The following is a 17979-nucleotide window of genomic DNA, read 5'->3' on the forward strand; positions in this document are numbered from 1 at the left end:
CGGACGGCGAATTCAGTGAACGGTCGGGCAGGCGGCAGCCGTACCGCTCACGCGCACCCCCTGGGCGGGAATGCGGACGCCGCACGACAGCCGCAGCTGGGCGGGCAGCTCGTTGTCCGCGCCGACGTGTGCGTGGCAGCCCACGACAGCCTCACGGAGGAGGGACGCGCTGCCGATCGAGGAGTCGTGGTCCACCACGGACGTGTGGATCCGGGCGTCCCTGGCCACGATGACGCTGCCGCCGATGATGGAACGGTCGACGACCACGTGCGGGCCGATGACGGCGTGCGGGCCGATGGTCGAGCCTCCCGTGACGCGGGCGGTCGGGTCGACGGCGGCTGTGGGGTGGATCAGGGCCTCGGCGGCTCCCGCCACGAGGGGGGAGGTCGTCCTGCCGGTGACCAGGTCGGCGGAACCGTGGACGAAGGCCATCGGTGTGCCGAGGTCACGCCAGTAGTCCTCGGTGGTGCGGCCGAACACGCGCCGCCCCTGGGCGACGAGTTCCGGGAAGGTCTCCTGCTCGACGGAGACCTCGCGGCCGGCCGGGATGGCGTCGAGGACGGACCGGCGGAAGACGTAACAGCCGGCGTTGATCTGGTCGGTGACGCATTCCTCGGCGGTCCTGGGCTTCTCCAGGAAGGACAGCACCCTTCCGTCCTCGTCGGTGGGGACGAGGCCGAAGGCGCGGGGGTCGGGGACACGGGTGAGATGGAGGGTCACATCCGCCTCGCGTGCCTCGTGCTGCCGCAGGACGGCGCGCAGGTCGACGCCGGACAGGATGTCGCCGTTGAGGACGAGGACCGGTGCGTCCGCCGGACCGCGCAGCAGACGCCCGGCGTTGCGGATGGCTCCGCCGGTGCCGAGCGGAACCTCCTCGACGGCGTAGGAGATCTCCAGATCCCGGGTGAAGTTCTTGAACTCCTCCTCGAAGAGGCTGGCGAGGTACGAGGTGGCGAACACCACGTGCCCGACGCCGGCGTCCATCAGCTTGGCTGTCTGGTGCCGGATGAAGGAGGAGCCCGCGACGTCGAGGAGCGGTTTCGGGGTGTGGTTCGTCAGCGGGCGCAGGCGGGTTCCCTTGCCGCCCACCAGGATGATGGCTTCCTGCATGAGTGCCTTCCTCGGTCAGCTAGCGGTGTCGGGTCCGGGACCTGCGTAGTCGGAGGTGAAACAGGCCTTGATGGCCTTCTCGCTCTGGGGTCGTCCGGCGAAGTCGAGGCGGGAGGCCTTCTGGTCGTCGGGCTTGGTGTTCGGGTCGTCGTCGAAGTAGATCGACCACCAGTAGACGCCGGACATATGGCGCTCCTGGACGACCTGGCAGACGGCGGTGTACCAGTTGGCCTGCACCTTCGGGTTGACCGCGCGCTTGGTGTAGAAGTCGCCGGGGGCGTGGTAGGCGCCGTTCATGGCGCCGATGCCCGCCTCGGCGATGGTGATCTTCGGCAGGGGGCCGGTGGCCTTGCGGTCGAGCCAGTTGTCCCAGCCGTCGACCAGGGTCTGCACCGAGGCGTCGTCGCCGACCTTGACCGGGAAGTAGGCGTCGATGCCGAGGTGCCGGACGGGCATGGTGACGGGGCCGCTGACGTACGCGTCCCAGTTGGCGTCGTAGGAGACCTCGCCGGTGAACAGCTTCTCGGCGTCGTCGACGAGTGAGTCCCAGTGGGGGTCGCCCTGAAGGGAGTTCAGCTCGGTGGCGATGACGAAGGTGGCCGCCTTCTCGCCGTCCGCGGCCTTCAGGTACGGGGTGAGGAACTTCTCGTAGGAGGCGAACCAGGCGTCGCGGTCGGCGGGCTTGATGCTGCCGCGCCAGGCGTTGTCGGGTTCGAGTGTCTTCTCGTCCATGAGGGGCCGGACGGTGGTGCGCAGTCCGGCCTCGTGGAAGATCTGAAGGACGCGTGCGAGGCGGTCCGGGGTGGGGGTTTTGGTACCGCGGGAGACCTCGTCGGCGAAACGATTCTTCGTGACAAATGGGAAGGAAATGCTCACCGAGTTGGCGTGCAGGCCGACCAGGTAGTTCGCGTGCAGCCGGGCCTGCTTCTCCACGTACTCCAGGGAGTGCGCGGGATTGTCCTCCCAGTAGAGCTGCGCGCCCCACTGCGGCATGCCCTTCTTCCACTTCTGGGCCACCTCGGCGACCTTGGGGGCGGCCGGGGACGCGTTCGAGGCGGTGGTCGTGCTGCCCGAGCCGGCGGGTCGCGTGGCGTCCTGGTCGTGCAGGACGAGGTGGGGCACGAGCGAGCCGGACTCCCAGCGCAGCGGGTGGTCGCCGGCGACGAACGGCACCGCGACCACGAGCGAGATGACGGTGGCGGGGAGCACGGCGAGCAGGGGCAGGCGTGCGCGCTTCATGGCTGTGGGGTCTCTTCCGGGTCAGGCGGGCTTGGCGATGACGACGAACTTGTTCTCCTCGCGCTTGACGAACTTCACGAGGCCCTTGATGCCTCCGAGGCCCTCGAGGAGGGAGAACAGCGGCAGCAGGGCGAGCACCGCGATGGGCTCCCACCACCTGCGCCTGCCGTTCGCCGAGGCGATCGCGTTGAGCCGCAGCCCTTCCCAGTACGCCCAGATCACATAGGCGAAGCTGATCGACCACAGCACGACGACCGACTGGGTCACGGGCGAGGTGTTCATGTCGCCGATGAACCAGCCCAGGAACAGCACGGTGCCGACGTGCTGCAGGGGGCCCAGGATCCAGCTCGTCACGCAGATGGTCAGGAACCAGCGGTAGCGAAGGGGCACGTTGCGGTTGAAGCAGAGGGCGACCAGGCCCCACGCCCAGCGCTCACGCTGTTTGACGAAGTCCTTCATGTTGGCCGGCGAGGCGCCGTAGCAGCGGCCGTTGAACCAGTCGCTGCGGCCCGGGTAGAGGCGGCAGAACGTCAGGGCCAGCCGGGCGTCCTCGACGATCTCTTTGGGGCCGAAGTCCCAGCCGATCTCGGCCTCGATGGAGGCACGGATGACGAGGAGCTCGCCGTGCACGCCGGCGGCCGGTGTGCCGAGCCCGGTGAAGGCGCGGAAGCGGGCGATGTCGTCGGCGGGGCGGATGGCGTCGGCGAACCAGGTCAGCTTGCTCACCGCGTTCTCGCGCGGGTAGGTCAGGATGCCCTGCGCCATGTGCTTGACCTCTTCGGGGGTCGCGCGGCGCTGGCGGTTGATGAACTGGGCGAGTGAGGCGGAGGTGTCCGGACCGACCCCCGTGTCGTCGTCCATGTGCAGGACCCACACGTGCTCGAGAGCCTCGCCCTCCTCGATGCGCAGCTCGTGGGCGTAGTTGTTGGCCCGGGCCTTGAAGCGGGTGCCGTTCCTGGTCTGGTAGGCCTTCGGGACCGTGACCACGCGGATCAGCGGGCTGACCGCCGCCAGGGCGTCGATCCGCTCGGCGGCCTCACAGCCCTCCTCGGTGAGTACGTCCACCCGCATGTACGGGAACCACTCCGGGAGGTGCTCCACGTAGGACAGGACGGAGCGCTCCAGGGCCGGGTAGGTGTCGTGCCGGCCGATGGTCGGGACGAGCGTGATCAGGAAGTCCTGGTTCACCGGGGCGGGCGGCGTCATCAGATGCGCCTTGCGGATCCGGCGGCGGATCAGGACGAAGCCCTGGACGGAGACGAGCACACCGGGCACCGGAAGGGCCCAGCAGATGGTGACGAACCAGGCCAGCGGCGACTGGCTCGGTGTGTACGACCACAGGCTGAAAGCGAGCAGGAGGACCATCGGGAGGAGGAACGGCAGGAGGCCGGGCCTCCACGCGGCCGTGCGCTTCGCCAGCTTCGCGTTGTGCCGCGAATGCGACGCGTCCCCCTCGACCAGTGTCGATGTCATGACGGCTGCGGAACTCCCCCTGAGATCGGCGGTGCGCGGCAGGGCGCAGCGGATCTCGGCACGACACGCTCCGCGCGTCGCGCACTGACGTTCCGGGTCTACGACCCCCCGTCGCCTTCGTTGGCGTTCGGCCACTGCCCGCTTGTGAGCCCCCCCGGGCGCTTTCAAGCCACTGGCCGAATAGATGCACGATACTCGCACATTCGTTTTACGTTGGGGAAGGAGGGTTGAACGTTGTAGCAAAAAGTTAACCAATGGGGCGCTTGGTGCGTGAGCGTCAGGTCAAATCGTTCGATCGGGCGAATGCGCCGGCGGTTATGACCTGCGGTGAGCCGTACGTCCGTTTCACGTCGGCGCCGGTGTTCTTCCAGCGCGGCGCGGAGACGTTGTCGTACGACAGCGCCTGCCCCCACACCGTCCACAGCACCCAGGGCGTCCTGGTCAGCGTGTCCGGCTGGGCCGCGCCCAGGGGCACATGGAAGGACTCCGCGACGACGCGCGGTCTGCGGTACTCCTCCAGACCGCGGTACCAGACCTCGGTCCAGGGCCGGCCCCCGAAGGGCTGCCCGGGCCCGCCGCTGTAGTCGTCGACGCCCACGACGTCGACGTAGTCACCGCCCGGAAACCAGGCGCGGGGCTGACGGCCGTAGGAGCCGTCCCAGGAGTTCGGCGCCCAGACGAAGATCAGGTTGTGCAGACCGCGCCGGCCCACGAGGAAGTCGTACGTCAGCCGCCACAGCTTCCGGAAGGCCGCCGGGTCCTGGCCCGCCCACCAGAAGCCGCGCCCGGGGGCCGTGTTCATCTCGTGGTACGGGCGCAGCAGCACCGGTACGCCCTGGTCGGCGAGGTAGCCGAGGTGGTCCGCGAGATAGCCCAGGTCGTGCAGCAGGGCCCGGTGCTCGGAGCTGCCCTCGGTCACCACCCGCGCGAACCAGCCGGGGTCCTTCGCGGCGGGCGAGTTGCGCTGGAGCGTCTGCGCGAAGCCCTTGACCGGGCTGCCCGGGTAGGGCTGGTGGAAGGAGAACCCCACCAGACCCGCCGGTCCGCCCCCGTTGTGCGGCAGCACGACCTCCGCGCCGTTCGACGCGCAGTCCGTGCGGATCCCGGAGGGGTTGTACGAGCCGTCGGCCGGCCGCGGCAGGCCCGCCCACACGCCCATGGCCAGGTCCACGGCGTCCTCGGCGTACCCCCACCGCTTCCGGCAGCTCGGCCAGGCGCGGGAGTAGGAGCGCGCCTCGCCCACCGCCCAGCCCGGCCGGTCGTAGCCGGGGCCCAGGTCCAGCTCCACGAACCCGGGCAGCCGGCCGGTGATGTCCCGGGCCTTGCGGTAGTAGTAGCCGGGCTGCTTGGTGCCCCGGTAGTCGCCGTACTCCGCGTTGTAGCGCTCGTTGTGCAGTTCCACGTGCTGGCCGATGACCGTGCGGCTCGGCCGGCCGCGGCGGGCGTCGTTCTCCAGGCCCGCCAGCAGCGCGTACACCCGGCGCGCGGCGGGGGTCGCCTCGGGGTCGCGTCCGCGCAGGTCGGCGGGGACCTGCCGGGGTCCGCCCGGGGAGTCGTCCGCGTCCTCCCGGGCTTCGCTCTCCGACCAGGCCCACAGCGCCAGGGGAACGCTCAGCGCGGTGCCCGCGGCGGCTCCGAGCAGCTTGACCCGCCCCCGCATCCGCACCGGCCGGGGCTTACGAGTTCGCGGCGGCCGAGGCCTGGGTCTCGCCGCGGCGGTGGATCTGCTGGAAGGTGAACTCGGCGAGGTCGTCGCCCGCGGCGAAGATCGCGGTGTCCTTCGTCGTCACGTCCTTGGCGCTGGTGAAGCCGGTGATCGTGAAGTAGGCGTAACGGCCGTAGGAGTTGGTCGTCGAGCGGCAGATCGCGCCGTTGCAGAAGGCCTTCACATCGCCGCCCGTGAGGGCCTTGACGATGCTCTGCTTGTCCGACTGCGTCTTGACCTTGAGGGCCTGCGCCTCGGTGTCGAAGATGGCCACACCGACCGTCACCGCGATGTCGCCCTTGGTGTACGTGACTCTCATCACCCGGGTGCAGTCGTTGGCGGCCAGCACCTTGGTCAGGGTGCCCTGGGCCCCCGTGGCGCACTTGGTGGAGTCGGCCGTCGGGCCCTTCTTGTAGACGTTCGAGCCCATGGTCAGCTGGGTGCCCGGGAACATCAGGTTCGTGCCGTTGGGCGCCGTGTCCTTGGCCTTGCTGGAGACGAACTCCTTCGGGTCCAGCGCCGGAGGCGCGCTGGTCGGCGCGAAGGACGGACTGCCCGACCCGCTCGGCAGGGCGCCGGTCACGGGCAGCGAGGCCGTCGGCCGGTTGGCCTCGTCGTTGCTGTCCGCGTTCACCACGCCCATGGCGACGGCGGTGCCGATGCCGATGGTGGCCAGCGCGCCGCCGCCTATGAAGAACAGCTTGCGGCGCCTGTTACGCGTCTCCGACGCCTCGGCCAGCGCGGCCCAGTCCGGGGCGGCGCCGCCGGTGCCGCTGTCCCACGGCTGCTGGGAGTTCGGTTTCCACGGATCCCACTGGGACTGAGGTCCCCCCTGCCCATAGCTCATGGGCCGCATCTTAGACGGCATGACACGCCAGCCGTTCAGCGTCCGAGGGCTTTGAAACCCTCCTGCGGCCTTCCTGCGGAAAGGTCGGCCCGTTTTGACCTCACCCCTCAGACGCGGGTATCCTGCATCTTCGTTGTGTATTGGCTTGCTCATTCTCACGGGACGGGCCCTTACACCGGTCCACCGGGCCGATGACCAGCGACCTGCACGCGGTATGCGTCACCGTGGTGCGGTCTGGGCTGTCGATCGTCTTCGGTGACCTTGTCAGGACCACTCACTCGAAGCGAAGGCTACGAACCGTGCGTACGTACAGCCCCAAGCCCGGCGATGTGACGCGCCAGTGGCACGTCATCGACGCTCAGGACATCGTCCTGGGTCGTCTCGCCAGCACCACCGCCTCCATTCTGCGCGGCAAGCACAAGCCGATCTACGCCCCCCACGTCGACACCGGTGACTTCGTCATCATCATCAACGCCGACAAGGTGCACCTGTCCGGCAACAAGCGGACCCAGAAGATGGCGTACCGCCACTCCGGCTACCCGGGTGGTCTGCGCTCCGTCCGCTACGACGAGCTGCTGGACAAGAACCCGGAGAAGGCCATCGAGAAGGCCGTCAAGGGCATGCTCCCCAAGAACACGCTGGGCCGTCAGATGCTCTCGAAGCTGAAGGTCTACAAGGGTGACCAGCACCCGCACGGCGCGCAGCAGCCGCAGCCGTTCGAGATCACCCAGGTCGCGCAGTAAGTCCGGCCACCCACCCCAAGCTGAAGAGAATCTGAGGTATCACCGTGGCCGAGACCACTGCCGAGCAGCCGCTCGAAGAGACCGAGCTCGTCGACATCGAGAGCTACACCACCGAGTCCGAGGTCCCCGTCGAGGGCGAGTACACCTCGGAGTCCATGGCCTCCCGCTTCGGCGACCCGCAGCCGGCCGCCGGCCTGGGCCGTCGTAAGAACGCCATCGCCCGAGTCCGGATCGTCCCGGGCTCCGGCAAGTGGAAGATCAACGGTCGCACCCTCGAGGACTACCTCCCGAACAAGGTGCACCAGCAGGAAGTCAACGAGCCCTTCAAGGTGCTCGAGCTCGAAGGCCGCTACGACGTCGTCGCCCGGATCTCCGGTGGCGGTGTCTCCGGTCAGGCCGGTGCGCTCCGTCTCGGTGTCGCCCGCGCGCTGAACGAGGCGGACGTCGACAACAACCGCGCCGCGCTGAAGAAGGCGGGCTTCCTGCGCCGAGACGACCGTGCGGTCGAGCGCAAGAAGGCCGGTTTGAAGAAGGCCCGCAAGGCCCCGCAGTACAGCAAGCGTTAATCGCTCGCTGCTGCTTGAACGAAACGCCCCGGCGGCACGCCACAGTGCCGCCGGGGCGTTCGTTTTATTACTGTCGGGAGCGTATAACGGCACAAGGTGCTCAAAATACTTGTCCGACCGGATGCCGCTATCCGGTGTAAGTACGCTTTCCATAACTGACGCTTCCTCAGGAGGACAAGTGGGACGACTCTTCGGAACGGACGGCGTGCGAGGTGTCGCCAACGCGGATCTGACGGCCGAGATGGCGCTCGGTCTGTCCGTCGCCGCGGCGCATGTGCTGGCCGAAGCGGGCACCTTCGAGGGCCACCGGCCGGTGGCCGTCGTGGGACGGGACCCGCGAGCTTCCGGGGAGTTTCTGGAGGCCGCCGTGGTGGCCGGCCTGGCGAGCGCGGGCGTGGACGTCCTCAAGGTCGGCGTGCTGCCGACGCCGGCCGTCGCCCACCTCACCGGTGTGCTCGGCGCCGACCTCGGTGTGATGCTCTCCGCGAGCCACAACGCCATGCCCGACAACGGGGTCAAGTTCTTCGCCCGCGGCGGCCACAAGCTCGCCGACGAGCTGGAGGACAGGATCGAGTCCGTCTACGAGGAGCACCGGCGCGGTGAGCCCTGGCAGCGGCCGACGGGGTCGGGCGTCGGACGCGTACGGACGTACGACGAGGGCTTCGACCGGTATGTGGCCCACCTGATCGCCGTCCTCCCCAACCGGCTCGACGGGCTGAAGATCGTCCTCGACGAGGCGCACGGCGCGGCGGCACGGGTGTCGCCGGAGGCGTTCACGCGGGCCGGGGCCGAGATCGTGACCATCGGGACGGAGCCGGACGGGCTCAACATCAACGACGGGTGCGGGTCCACGCATCTGGAGAAGCTGAAGGCGGCGGTCGTCGAGCACGGGGCCGCCTTCGGCATCGCGCACGACGGTGACGCGGACCGCTGCCTCGCCGTGGACCACGGCGGCGAGGAGATCGACGGCGACCAGATCCTCTCCGTGATCGCGCTCGCCATGCGGGAGCGGGGCACGCTGCGGTCCGACACCGTGGTCGCGACCGTGATGTCCAACCTCGGCTTCAAGCTCGCGATGGAGCGGGAGGGGATCCGGCTGGTGCAGGCGGCGGTCGGCGACCGGTATGTGCTGGAGGAGATGAAGGAGCACGGCTACGCGCTCGGTGGCGAGCAGTCCGGGCACGTGATCATCCTCGACCACGCGACGACCGGTGACGGCACGCTGACCGGGCTCATGCTCGCGGCGCGGGTCGCGGAGAGCGGACGGTCGCTGCGGGAGCTGGCCTCCGTGATGGAGCGGCTGCCCCAGGTACTGATCAATGTGCCGGACGTGGACAGGTCCCGGGTCTCCTCGTCCACGGAACTGGCGGCCGCCGTCGCCGACGCCGAGCGGGAGCTGGGCACGACGGGACGGGTGCTGCTGCGGCCTTCCGGTACCGAGCCGCTGGTCCGGGTGATGGTCGAGGCGGCCGACATCGACCAGGCCCGGTCGGTGGCGGGGCGGCTGGCCGATGTGGTGAAGTCCGCACTGGGGTGATGCCTTCGGGTGCGGCGCCGTCGTGGCTGGTCGCGCCCAGGCGGCGGAGCCGCGAATCGACAGCGCCCCGCGCTCCTTCAGGGGCGCTTTGCCCAGGCCCGTTTCTGGATCAGCAAGGTTGCGGTGCCGGCCAGGACGATGCCCAGCAGGTTCAGGAGGAGCTGCTGCGTCGAGCCCCAGGTCTGTTCCGTGTCGCCGTAGCTGAGGGCGACGGCCGCGTTGGCGGCGGCCGGGACCGTGGTGACCGAGATGGCCACGCCGACCAGGGCGCCGGACTTGGCGGAGGTCAGGGAGAGGGTGCCGGCGGCTCCGGCCAGCACGGCGACGATGAAGGAGAAGGCGTCGGGGGCGTAGACGAAGCCGGTCTGGGGGCGGTCGGCCTCCAGCTGCTCCTTGCTGAACAGGTCGATCGCGTCCATGAAGAGACTGAAGCCGACCGTCACCGCCATCGCCACCGCGAAGCCGATCAGCAGGGCGACGAGCGAACGCAGGGCGAGGCGGGGCGCGCGTCGCACGATCGACGTCGAGATGCCGGCCAGCGGGCCGAACTCCGGGCCCACCGCCATCGCGCCCACGATCAGGACCGCGTTGTCGAGGACCACACCGCAGGCGGCGATCATCGTGGCGAGGGTGATGAAGGCGAGGTAGGTGACGGAGAGCGTCGACTCCTCGTGGCTGGCGTCGGTGAGGTGTTCCCACAGGACGGCGTCGGCGCCCTCGCCCGGTGCCTCCGCCTCGGCCTTGTCGGCGCGCAGGGACAGCGACAGGTCGATGTTCTCGACGGCGATCGAGCCCGACTTGTCGATGCCCAGGCGCTGGAGTCCGGTGAGGAGCCCGTCACCGGCCTCGCGGGCGACGTCGCAGGTCACGACGTCACCGGAGGGGTTGCGGGCGGCGCCTTCCATGACCACCAGGTGTGTGGTGCCGACGGTGTTCTCGATCAGGCGGACCACGCCGTCGGTCTTCTCCGACGGCGTGATCAGGCGCAGATGCAGCATGGGGGCAGGGTAGCCGTCAGAGTTTGCGCAGGCTGAGGCGCTGCACCTTGTGGTCGGGGCCCTTGCGGACGATCAGGGTGGCGCGGCCCCGGGTGGGGGCGATGTTCTCGACGAGGTTGGGTTTGTTGATGGTGCGCCAGAGGGTGCGGGCGTAGTCGAGGGCCTCGTCCTCGGTGACCTGGGTGTACTTGCGGAAGTACGAGTCGGGGTTCTGGAAGGCGGTCGCGCGCAGCTTGCGGAACCGGTTGAGGTACCAGCGCTCGATGTCCTCGAGGCTCGCGTCGACGTACACGCTGAAGTCGAAGTAGTCGGCGAGGCCGACGCGGGTACGGCCGTCGCTGCCGGGGAGGGCGGGCTGGAGGACGTTCAGCCCTTCGACGATGAGGATGTCGGGGCGGCGGACGGTGAGCCGCCGGTCGGGGACGATGTCGTAGATGAGGTGGGAGTAGACGGGCGCAGTGACCTCGTCCTTTCCCGCCTTGATGTCGGCGACGAAACGGGTCAGCGCGCGGCGGTCGTAGGACTCGGGGAAACCTTTCCGCGACATCAGGCCGCGGGCCTCCAGCTCCCGGGTGGGCAGCAGGAAACCGTCGGTGGTCACCAGCTCCACACGCGGGTGTTCGGGCCAGCGGGAGAGCAGGGCCTGGAGAAGGCGGGCGACGGTCGACTTCCCCACGGCGACGGAGCCGGCCACGCCTATCACGAACGGGGTGCCGGACTGGGAGCCCTGCTCGCCGAGGAAGGTGTTGAGTGCGCCTCTGAGCCCGTCGGTGGCGCCGACGTAGAGGTTGAGGAGGCGGGAGAGCGGGAGGTAGATGTCGCGGACCTCGTCGAGGTCGATGACGTCACCCAGGCCGCGCAGCTTCTCGACCTCCTCGGCGGTCAGTGGCAGCGGCGTCTTGTCGCGCAGCGCGCTCCACTCGGGGCGGGTGAGGTCGACGAAGGGAGTCGCCTCCGGCCTGTGCCGGTGGGCGCTCCGGGGCATCGGGGAGACCGGAGAGATCACAGTCCATTGTTAACGGAGTTTGAACGGGGTGGCGGGTGGGGTGTGTCACGTGGGGAGGGGAGAGTTCGTATCCCCGTGGGAATTTCCGAAATCGGGCACGGTGAGGGTCTTTTGGGGTGGGGATCGGTCGTAGGCTGCCGCGCATGTGCGGAATCGTGGGATACGTGGGGTCTCAGTCGGCGCTCGATGTCGTCATGGCCGGGCTGAAGCGGCTGGAGTACCGGGGGTACGACTCGGCGGGTGTCGCCGTGCTGGCGGACGGGGGGCTCGCCGCCGCGAAGAGGGCGGGCAAGCTCGTCAATCTGGAGAAGGAGATCAAGGAACGGCCCCTGCCGGCGGGCACCACCGGTATCGGGCACACGCGGTGGGCCACGCACGGCGGCCCCACGGATGCGAACGCGCATCCGCATCTCGACAACGCCGGGCGCGTCTCCGTCGTGCACAACGGGATCATCGAGAACTTCGCCGTGCTGCGGGCGGAACTGGCCGAGCGCGGACACGAGCTGTTGTCGGAGACGGACACCGAGGTCGTGGCGCATCTCCTCGCCGAGGAGTTCTCGGGGACCGCCGACCTCGCCGAGGCCATGCGGCTGGTGTGCCGGCGGCTGGAGGGGGCGTTCACGCTGGTCGGGGTGCATGCCGACGAGCCGGACGTGGTCGTCGGGGCGCGGCGGAACTCGCCGCTGGTGGTGGGCGTTGGGGAGGGTGAGGCCTTTCTCGCCTCGGACGTCGCCGCGTTCATCGCCCACACGCGGTCGGCGGTCGAGCTGGGTCAGGACCAGGTGGTGGAGCTGCGCCGGGACGGGGTGGTGGTCACCGGCTTCGACGGGCGTCCGGCCGAGGTGCGGTCGTATCACATCGACTGGGACGCGTCGGCCGCGGAAAAGGGGGGTTATGACTACTTCATGCTCAAGGAGATCGCCGAGCAGCCCAAGGCTGTCGCCGATACCCTGCTCGGCCGGATCGACGCGGCCGGCTCACTGACGCTCGACGAGGTGCGGATCCCTCCGGGGGTGCTGCGGGAGGTCGACAAGGTCGTCATCGTCGCCTGCGGTACGGCCTTCCACGCCGGGCTCATCGCCAAGTACGCCATCGAGCACTGGACGCGCATCCCGTGCGAGGTGGAGCTGGCGAGCGAGTTCCGGTACCGGGATCCCATTCTCGACTCCCGTTCGCTGGTGATCGCCATCTCGCAGTCCGGGGAGACCATGGACACGCTCATGGCGTTGCGGCACGCGCGGGAGCAGGGGTCTTGTGTGCTGGCCATCTGCAACACCAACGGGTCGACCATTCCTCGGGAATCGGATGCGGTGCTGTACACGCATGCGGGGCCCGAGGTGGCGGTGGCGTCGACGAAGGCCTTTCTGACGCAGCTGGTGGCTTGTTACCTGGTGGCCCTCTACCTGGGGCAGGTGCGCGGCACCAAGTGGGCCGACGAGATCCGTGCCGTCATCCGCGACCTCGCGCAGATCTCCGGCCAGGTCGAGCGGGTGCTGGAGACCATGGAGCCCGTGCGGGAGCTGGCTCGGTCGCTCGCCGAGAAGCGGACCGTGCTGTTCCTCGGGCGGCACGTCGGGTATCCGGTCGCGCTGGAGGGGGCCCTGAAGCTGAAGGAGCTCGCCTATATGCATGCCGAGGGCTTCGCCGCCGGTGAGCTGAAGCACGGGCCGATCGCTCTCGTCGAGGAGGATCTGCCGGTGGTTGTCGTGGTTCCCTCGCCCCGGGGGCGGTCCGTCCTCCACGACAAGATCGTCTCCAACATCCAGGAGATCCGGGCCCGGGGTGCGCGGACGATCGTCATCGCGGAGGAGGGGGACGAGGCGGTCGTCCCGTACGCCGACCATCTCGTACGGATCCCCGCGACGCCGACGTTGCTTCAGCCACTGGTGGCCACGGTGCCGTTGCAGGTCTTCGCGTGCGAGTTGGCCACGGCGCGGGGGAACGAGGTGGATCAGCCGCGCAACCTAGCGAAGTCCGTCACGGTGGAGTAGAGCGCGGAGGAATTCGTCGAAGGCTCCGGCCGGGAAGCTGAGGGTGCCTCCGGCCGGGGCCTTGCTGTCGCGGATGGCGGTGTGGGTGGGGGTGGTGGCGATTTCCACGCAGTCGTTGCCGTCGCCGCCGCCGGAGTAGGACGACTTCCGCCAGGGCTCGAGGGCGTCGACGAAGGCGGTGAAGGCTGCGGTGGGGAAGGTGAGGGTTGCTCTGGCCGGGGCCTTGCTGTCGCGGATGGCGGTGTGGGTGGGGGAGGTGGCGACTTCGACGCATTCGTTTCCGTCGCCGGGGCCTGAGTAGGACGACTTGCGCCAGGTGTCCATGGACTGCCTCACAGCTCTTTCGCCAGCTTGTGGATGAAGTCGCGCGAGCGTTCGGGGTCGAGCGACATGGTCTCCACCCTACGGAAAAGTGTTCGACAGGCGCTGAGTTGAGCTTCGGAGTCGATGAAGACCGTGCCAAGAGGTGTGTCGCGGGTGACAGTGTCCAGCTTGGGCACGGTGCCGCCCACGTAGGTCATGGTGTTCGCGGCTCTGGAGAAGCCGTCCAGATCGAAGGGGATCACACGCACTGTGATGTGATCCGCTTCGGAGAGTTCCAGGATGCGGTCGAGTTGGGCTCGTGACACGGCGCGGTCGCTGACCCTGATGCGCAGCGCCGCTTCGTGGATCACCGCTTCATAAGGGACGGTGAGCTCTTGGCGCGCCATGCGGTGGTGGACCCGCAAGTCCATTTCCTCTTCGGTCAGTTCGGGGATCCTGTCGGAGAACACGGCACGGGCGTAGTCCTTCGTCTGCAACAGGCCTGGGACGTACAAGATGGCAACGTGGCGCTGAAACCGGGCGTGGTGTTCCAGTTCGGACAGGTCCAGGAACGACGTGGGCAATTGGCCCCGGTACTCCTCCCACCAGCCCCGCGTCCGATCGGTGGCCATCGCGATCAGAGCATCGACGAACTCATCGTCCGTGCAGGCGTAGTGGGACGCGAGGCGCCGGAGTCGTTGCTCGCTCACGCCCGTGAGGCCGGCCTCGATCTGGCTGATCTGAACGTGACTCACGCCGAGTAACGCCGCCGCCTCGCGAGCCTTGAGGCCGGACGCTTCGCGGAGCCTGCGGAGTTCGACCGCCAGGCGCATCTGACGCGCTGTTGGTTCGCGCCTCGTCGACATCGGCTGCTCCTCCTCGTTCGGGTTCAGATTACGCGATCGGCTTGCTCCACCGAAACTGTCAGGTCTACCTTCGGTGACGCAACGCGCACTCTATGAAATCGACTTGGGAGCCCCCGCATGCCCGAAACCCCCGAAATCGAACCCTGGGACTACTTCCTCTCCATCCCCAACGACCCCCGTGCCGTCACCGTCAGCCGGCACACCCTCCGGGCGATCCTCACCGTCAACGGGCTTGCCGGTCTGATCGACACCGCCGAGCTGCTCGCCGCCGAGCTGGTCTCCAATGCCGTACGGCATCAGAAAGGGCCCGCCGCGCTGCGGGTGCGGTGGCGGGACGGGGTGTTGCAGGTCGGGGCCTGGGACGCGGACCCGGAGCCACCCCGCCCCCCGGGACGGTTCGCGGCGCTCGGGGGTGAGGCGGAGGAGGGGCGGGGGCTGGCCCTGGTGCAGGCCTGTTCCGACCTGTGGGCCTGGCAGCCGATGTCGAGGTTCGGCAGCCGGGGCAAGTACGTGTGGTGCGAGCTGGCCGCCGCCTAGCGGACGCCGTTCAGGCCCAGGTGCGGGAGCACAGCACCAGGCGGTAGCCGTCCGGGTCGGCGATCGTCACTCCATGCTCCTCCCAGTACGGGTTGTGCGCCGGGACACGGGTGCCGCCGGCTGCCACCAGGCGGTCGATCAACTCCTTGTCCGCCGGCTTGCCCAGGTAGAGCACGAACAGGTCGTCCACCGTCGGGGTGGGCTCCAGCGGATCGTCCGGGTCGTGCGTCAGCTCGAAGTGCCACGCGGCGTCGGGCGGGCCGACCATCACCAGGTCGTGCTCGCCGGGGACGCGCTCGGCCGTGCGCCACAGGACGGTCAGGCCGAGGCCGTCCACGTAGAAACGTTCGGCGGCGGCAAGGTCGCCCGAGGGCCGGGCCACCCGGACATGAACCGTCGAGTCGATCACGTCGACGCCTCCAGTGCGGCACGCCAGACAGGGCTGTCCACGTAGTGGTTGTCGAACCGCTCCGCCGACTCGGCGAGCGCCTTCGCGTCGGCCTCGCCGCGCATCACGCGGCCGAGCAGGCGTAAGTAGTCGAACCGGCCCATGCCCGGCGTGAACACGAACAACACGTCCGCCTCGCAGCCGGGCGCCGCGGCGAAGGCGTGCGGGGTGTGCGGCGGTACGGCCAGGAAGTCGCCCGCCTCCAGGACGGTGATCTCCTCCCCGACCAGAACCCTGAGGGATCCGCTGAGCACGAAGAAGATCTCGGTCGCCTTGGTGTGGAAGTGCGCGGGTGCTCCCACGGCCCCCTTGGCGAACGTGGACCGGTAGCTGGTGAAGCCGTCGGCCGTGCTGTCCGAGTCGGCGAGCAGCGTCATCACACTGCTGGGGTCGGCGCAGGTCTCGGCGTCGGCACCACGGGTCAGCACCGGCGGGAACGGCGCGGCGGACGAGGTCTGTGTGGATGTTTCCTGGGTCATCGCCCGACCCTATGACCTTGAACACGGGCCTGGCCACGTCAATTCGGGTACCCCACCAGCCCGTTCAGGCGCAGCCCGGACCGGCCCTAGGGTTCCGCGGGCCGGTCCTCCTCGCCGCTGACCGCCGCTTCGTAGGTGAGCAGCGTGTCGACGAAGGTCTGGCGCTGATCCGGTGTCAGGGGGGCCAGTGCCTTGCGCCATGCCGCCGCACCCGGGGCGAGCCAGGAGGTGATCGCGGGCTGGTGGGCGGGTGCGATGCCGATGATCCGCCGGCGCCGGTCCGCGTCGTCCTCGCGCCGCTCCAGGATTCCCTGTCGGCTCAGGTCGCCGACCAGGAGGCTCACCGTCGTCGGGGCGACCTGGAGGCGGTCGGCCAGCTCGTTCACGGTCATCGGCCCGTCGAAGAGCAGGTAGGAAAGCAGAGAGAGGTGGCGCGGCGCCAGCGAGAAGGACCGCAGCGCCTCGGGCACGGGGATCTTCTTGGCCCGGCCCACCATCCGGGGCATCAGCAGCAGCAGGGCCCGGACGGTGTCATCGACTCCGGCGTCGTGCGCGTCGGGCATTGACATCGCACACCCCTCTCCAGTTACCTTTGTCTTCAAAGATGTTTTGCTTTGCTTGCAAAGTGAACTCTTCATGCTACTCACCAGTGCGAACGGAGATTCCACCATGCCGCACTTCAGCGTGCACATCCGCGAGGAAGCCCTCGACGGGACGGTCGAACCGAAGCTGATCAGCGCCCTGACCGACGCGGTCGGTGCCGTGTACGGGGAGCGGCTCCGCCGGCTGGTCGGGGTGGACCTGATCGGGATCCCGCAGCACCGCCGGGGTATCGGCGGGGTCCCCTCCGGGATCGACGCCCCGCTCGTCACCCTCAGCATGCGCGAGGCCGCCTATCACCTGCCGGAGATCCCGGACGCCCCCGCCCGACTGGTCGGCACCATCACCGAGGCCCTGGTCGGCGTGCTCGGCGAGGGCATCCGTGAGCAGGTCATCGTGACGATCGTCGGCGTTCCGGAGGGTCGTACCGGAGTCGCCGGCGCGGTGGCCTGACCCGCGGGGTGCCGGATCCCACCGCGAGCCTCGCCGCCGACCTCGGCATCCGCGGCTTCGAGCGCTGGACCGCCCCGGCCAACGAGCGGACTTTCGCCGAACTCACCCGCCGGGCGCTCGACGAGCTGCGGGCGGCGGCCGTCGCGCTCGAATGAGACTCGAAGCTGTTACGAGATGGCTCGCAGGCGGGGACGAGGGCGCTGGGTGAGTTGTTCCACGGCCTGCGCCGTGCTCTCGTCCGCGGCGAGGAAGACGATCAACTGCTGGGCGTCCGAGGTCAGTTCGAGTGTCTCGCGGTGGAAGCGGAGTGCGCTGCCGGACGGGTGGTTGAGGAGGAGCGGGCCGCGGCGCGGAACCAGGTGACGGTTCAGACGGCGGGTGAAGTCGGGGCCGGCGGCGGGGGCGAGTTCCTCGGTGAACCACTCGGAAGCGGTGGCGGACGGTCCCAGCCACAGGTCGAAGGCAAGCTCGTCCGCGATGTCGTCCCAGTCGCCGAAGAACGTGCGGGCGCGGGGGTCGGTGAACACATAGCGGGTGAGGTTCGGGGTGTCGGTGTCGAGCAGGCCGGTGCCGTCCGCCACCGACTCGAAGCCGTTGGTGCGGGCGAGGATGTCGCCGAGCCGGTTGGTCACCGTCGCGATCCCCGGTTCGAGGAGGCGGAGCGTCTCCAGGACCGACGGACGGACCTCGCGGGGCGGGGGCGCGGCCTGGGTGTGGGAGGGGCACGCCCCGCTGGTGATCTTCGCGAGGTAGCGCAGGTGTGTGCGCTCCGCGGGGGCGAGGCTCAGCGCGTCGGCGAGCGCGTTCAGTACCGCCGTCGACGGATTGCGGTCACGGCCCTGTTCCAGACGGGTCAGGTACTCGACGCTGATGCCGGCCCGGGCGGCGAGGTCCGAGCGCCGTAGCCCCGGCGACCGTCGGCGGCCGTGATCCGGAAGTCCCAGTGAGTCCGGCTGGATGCTGTCGCGCTTGGCGCGGACGAAGTCTCCCAACGGAGTGCCCATGGCCACGAGCCTACGATGCCGTCCCGCGGTCGTGGAGCGCTCAGGGTGGCCCTGCGGGGGCCAGCCTGAGCACG

General features: G+C 69.2%; 20 protein-coding genes and 1 pseudogene. 7 read left to right on the forward strand and 14 right to left on the reverse strand.

Annotated features, from left to right (window positions below; translation table 11 throughout):
• Positions 1-12: 12 nt before the first annotated feature.
• The 5 genes from manB to ACFPIH_RS26780 all read right to left on the reverse strand — a co-directional run bounded on the left by manB (position 13) and on the right by ACFPIH_RS26780 (position 6374).
• The gene (gene manB, locus ACFPIH_RS26760) at positions 13-1110 is read right to left on the reverse strand and encodes a mannose-1-phosphate guanylyltransferase (protein WP_381176446.1); all 1098 of its coding nucleotides are present in this window, start codon (positions 1108-1110) and stop codon (positions 13-15) included.
• Positions 1111-1125: 15 nt separating this feature from the next.
• Positions 1126-2349, reverse strand: a complete 1224-nt coding sequence (locus ACFPIH_RS26765; protein WP_381176449.1) for a glycoside hydrolase family 113 — start codon at positions 2347-2349, stop codon at positions 1126-1128.
• A 21-nt stretch (positions 2350-2370) separates the two neighbouring features.
• Entirely contained in the window at positions 2371-3822 is a 1452-nt protein-coding gene (locus ACFPIH_RS26770; protein WP_381176452.1) for a glycosyltransferase family 2 protein, read from the reverse strand.
• Between the two features lie 277 nt (positions 3823-4099).
• The gene (locus ACFPIH_RS26775) at positions 4100-5482 is read right to left on the reverse strand and encodes a glycosyl hydrolase (RefSeq protein WP_381176718.1); all 1383 of its coding nucleotides are present in this window, start codon (positions 5480-5482) and stop codon (positions 4100-4102) included.
• A gap of 16 nt (positions 5483-5498) precedes the next feature.
• Positions 5499-6374, reverse strand: a complete 876-nt coding sequence (locus tag ACFPIH_RS26780) for a hypothetical protein (protein WP_381176455.1) — start codon at positions 6372-6374, stop codon at positions 5499-5501.
• 299 nt (positions 6375-6673) lie between these two features.
• Here ACFPIH_RS26780 and rplM point away from each other — a divergent pair, with 299 nt between their 5' ends.
• The 3 genes from rplM (at position 6674) to glmM (ending at position 9220) form a co-directional block, all read left to right on the forward strand.
• The gene (gene rplM, locus ACFPIH_RS26785; protein ID WP_381176458.1) at positions 6674-7117 is read left to right on the forward strand and encodes a 50S ribosomal protein L13; all 444 of its coding nucleotides are present in this window, start codon (positions 6674-6676) and stop codon (positions 7115-7117) included.
• Between the two features lie 44 nt (positions 7118-7161).
• On the forward strand, positions 7162-7683 hold the full coding sequence (gene rpsI, locus ACFPIH_RS26790) for a 30S ribosomal protein S9 (protein WP_381176462.1): 522 nt from the start codon (positions 7162-7164) through the stop codon (positions 7681-7683).
• A 178-nt stretch (positions 7684-7861) separates the two neighbouring features.
• Positions 7862-9220 (forward strand): phosphoglucosamine mutase, encoded by a 1359-nt coding sequence (gene glmM, locus ACFPIH_RS26795; RefSeq protein ID WP_381176465.1) that lies wholly within the window; start codon positions 7862-7864, stop codon positions 9218-9220.
• Between the two features lie 77 nt (positions 9221-9297).
• On the opposite strand, the gene ACFPIH_RS26800 is transcribed toward glmM, so the two are convergent.
• Both ACFPIH_RS26800 and coaA read right to left on the reverse strand, forming a co-directional pair.
• Entirely contained in the window at positions 9298-10218 is a 921-nt protein-coding gene (locus tag ACFPIH_RS26800; RefSeq protein ID WP_381176468.1) for a DUF389 domain-containing protein, read from the reverse strand.
• A gap of 16 nt (positions 10219-10234) precedes the next feature.
• Positions 10235-11203, reverse strand: a complete 969-nt coding sequence (gene coaA / locus ACFPIH_RS26805; RefSeq protein WP_381176471.1) for a type I pantothenate kinase — start codon at positions 11201-11203, stop codon at positions 10235-10237.
• A gap of 164 nt (positions 11204-11367) precedes the next feature.
• Between coaA and glmS the strand changes: the two genes are divergently transcribed.
• On the forward strand, positions 11368-13215 hold the full coding sequence (glmS, locus tag ACFPIH_RS26810; RefSeq protein ID WP_381176474.1) for a glutamine--fructose-6-phosphate transaminase (isomerizing): 1848 nt from the start codon (positions 11368-11370) through the stop codon (positions 13213-13215).
• Here glmS and ACFPIH_RS26815 read toward each other — a convergent pair.
• From ACFPIH_RS26815 to ACFPIH_RS26825, 3 genes and pseudogenes are all read right to left on the reverse strand, one after another.
• Positions 13189-13323 carry a DUF397 domain-containing protein gene (locus ACFPIH_RS26815; RefSeq protein ID WP_381176721.1) on the reverse strand — a complete coding sequence of 45 codons (135 nt, stop codon included), beginning with the start codon at positions 13321-13323 and terminating at the stop codon, positions 13189-13191. The genes glmS and ACFPIH_RS26815 overlap by 27 nt on opposite strands.
• Positions 13324-13371: 48 nt before the next feature.
• Positions 13372-13539: pseudogene (locus ACFPIH_RS26820) on the reverse strand (DUF397 domain-containing protein); the annotation flags it as partial.
• An 8-nt stretch (positions 13540-13547) separates the two neighbouring features.
• Entirely contained in the window at positions 13548-14384 is an 837-nt protein-coding gene (locus ACFPIH_RS26825) for a helix-turn-helix domain-containing protein (protein ID WP_381176477.1), read from the reverse strand.
• Between the two features lie 117 nt (positions 14385-14501).
• Between ACFPIH_RS26825 and ACFPIH_RS26830 the strand changes: the two genes are divergently transcribed.
• Positions 14502-14921: an ATP-binding protein gene (locus tag ACFPIH_RS26830; protein ID WP_381176480.1), complete on the forward strand. Its 420-nt coding sequence runs from the start codon at positions 14502-14504 to the stop codon at positions 14919-14921.
• A gap of 10 nt (positions 14922-14931) precedes the next feature.
• Here ACFPIH_RS26830 and ACFPIH_RS26835 read toward each other — a convergent pair whose 3' ends face one another.
• The 3 genes from ACFPIH_RS26835 to ACFPIH_RS26845 all read right to left on the reverse strand — a co-directional run bounded on the left by ACFPIH_RS26835 (position 14932) and on the right by ACFPIH_RS26845 (position 16417).
• Positions 14932-15330 carry a VOC family protein gene (locus ACFPIH_RS26835; RefSeq protein WP_381176483.1) on the reverse strand — a complete coding sequence of 133 codons (399 nt, stop codon included), beginning with the start codon at positions 15328-15330 and terminating at the stop codon, positions 14932-14934.
• Complete coding sequence (locus tag ACFPIH_RS26840) at positions 15327-15848, reverse strand: cupin domain-containing protein (RefSeq protein ID WP_381176486.1); 522 nt, start codon at positions 15846-15848, stop codon at positions 15327-15329. The genes ACFPIH_RS26835 and ACFPIH_RS26840 overlap by 4 nt, the downstream gene beginning before the upstream one ends.
• An 86-nt stretch (positions 15849-15934) precedes the next feature.
• Positions 15935-16417 (reverse strand): MarR family winged helix-turn-helix transcriptional regulator, encoded by a 483-nt coding sequence (locus ACFPIH_RS26845; RefSeq protein ID WP_381176489.1) that lies wholly within the window; start codon positions 16415-16417, stop codon positions 15935-15937.
• Positions 16418-16517: 100 nt separating this feature from the next.
• Here ACFPIH_RS26845 and ACFPIH_RS26850 point away from each other — a divergent pair, with 100 nt between their 5' ends.
• Positions 16518-16901: a hypothetical protein gene (locus ACFPIH_RS26850; protein WP_381176492.1), complete on the forward strand. Its 384-nt coding sequence runs from the start codon at positions 16518-16520 to the stop codon at positions 16899-16901.
• Positions 16902-16909: 8 nt separating this feature from the next.
• Positions 16910-17056 (forward strand): hypothetical protein, encoded by a 147-nt coding sequence (locus ACFPIH_RS26855; RefSeq protein WP_381176495.1) that lies wholly within the window; start codon positions 16910-16912, stop codon positions 17054-17056.
• 12 nt (positions 17057-17068) lie between these two features.
• Here the strand turns inward: ACFPIH_RS26855 and ACFPIH_RS26860 are convergent, their stop codons facing one another.
• Positions 17069-17905: a helix-turn-helix domain-containing protein gene (locus ACFPIH_RS26860; RefSeq protein WP_381176498.1), complete on the reverse strand. Its 837-nt coding sequence runs from the start codon at positions 17903-17905 to the stop codon at positions 17069-17071.
• Positions 17906-17979 lie beyond the last annotated feature (74 nt).

The organism is Streptomyces vulcanius (assembly GCF_042653945.1).
Lineage (GTDB): Bacteria > Actinomycetota > Actinomycetes > Streptomycetales > Streptomycetaceae > Streptomyces > Streptomyces mangrovi.

Coding starts and splice junctions, on each gene's coding strand:
- coaA (WP_381176471.1), bottom strand. CDS start 11,203: ATGCCCCGGAGCGCCCACCGGCACAGGCCGGAGGCGACTCCCTTCGTC.
- ACFPIH_RS26780 (WP_381176455.1), bottom strand. CDS start 6,374: ATGAGCTATGGGCAGGGGGGACCTCAGTCCCAGTGGGATCCGTGGAAA.
- manB (WP_381176446.1), bottom strand. CDS start 1,110: ATGCAGGAAGCCATCATCCTGGTGGGCGGCAAGGGAACCCGCCTGCGC.
- ACFPIH_RS26850 (WP_381176492.1), top strand. CDS start 16,518: ATGCCGCACTTCAGCGTGCACATCCGCGAGGAAGCCCTCGACGGGACG.
- glmS (WP_381176474.1), top strand. CDS start 11,368: ATGTGCGGAATCGTGGGATACGTGGGGTCTCAGTCGGCGCTCGATGTC.
- ACFPIH_RS26765 (WP_381176449.1), bottom strand. CDS start 2,349: ATGAAGCGCGCACGCCTGCCCCTGCTCGCCGTGCTCCCCGCCACCGTC.
- ACFPIH_RS26830 (WP_381176480.1), top strand. CDS start 14,502: ATGCCCGAAACCCCCGAAATCGAACCCTGGGACTACTTCCTCTCCATC.
- ACFPIH_RS26770 (WP_381176452.1), bottom strand. CDS start 3,822: ATGACATCGACACTGGTCGAGGGGGACGCGTCGCATTCGCGGCACAAC.
- ACFPIH_RS26840 (WP_381176486.1), bottom strand. CDS start 15,848: ATGACCCAGGAAACATCCACACAGACCTCGTCCGCCGCGCCGTTCCCG.
- ACFPIH_RS26845 (WP_381176489.1), bottom strand. CDS start 16,417: ATGTCAATGCCCGACGCGCACGACGCCGGAGTCGATGACACCGTCCGG.
- ACFPIH_RS26800 (WP_381176468.1), bottom strand. CDS start 10,218: ATGCTGCATCTGCGCCTGATCACGCCGTCGGAGAAGACCGACGGCGTG.
- ACFPIH_RS26860 (WP_381176498.1), bottom strand. CDS start 17,905: ATGGGCACTCCGTTGGGAGACTTCGTCCGCGCCAAGCGCGACAGCATC.
- ACFPIH_RS26825 (WP_381176477.1), bottom strand. CDS start 14,384: ATGTCGACGAGGCGCGAACCAACAGCGCGTCAGATGCGCCTGGCGGTC.
- ACFPIH_RS26775 (WP_381176718.1), bottom strand. CDS start 5,482: ATGCGGGGGCGGGTCAAGCTGCTCGGAGCCGCCGCGGGCACCGCGCTG.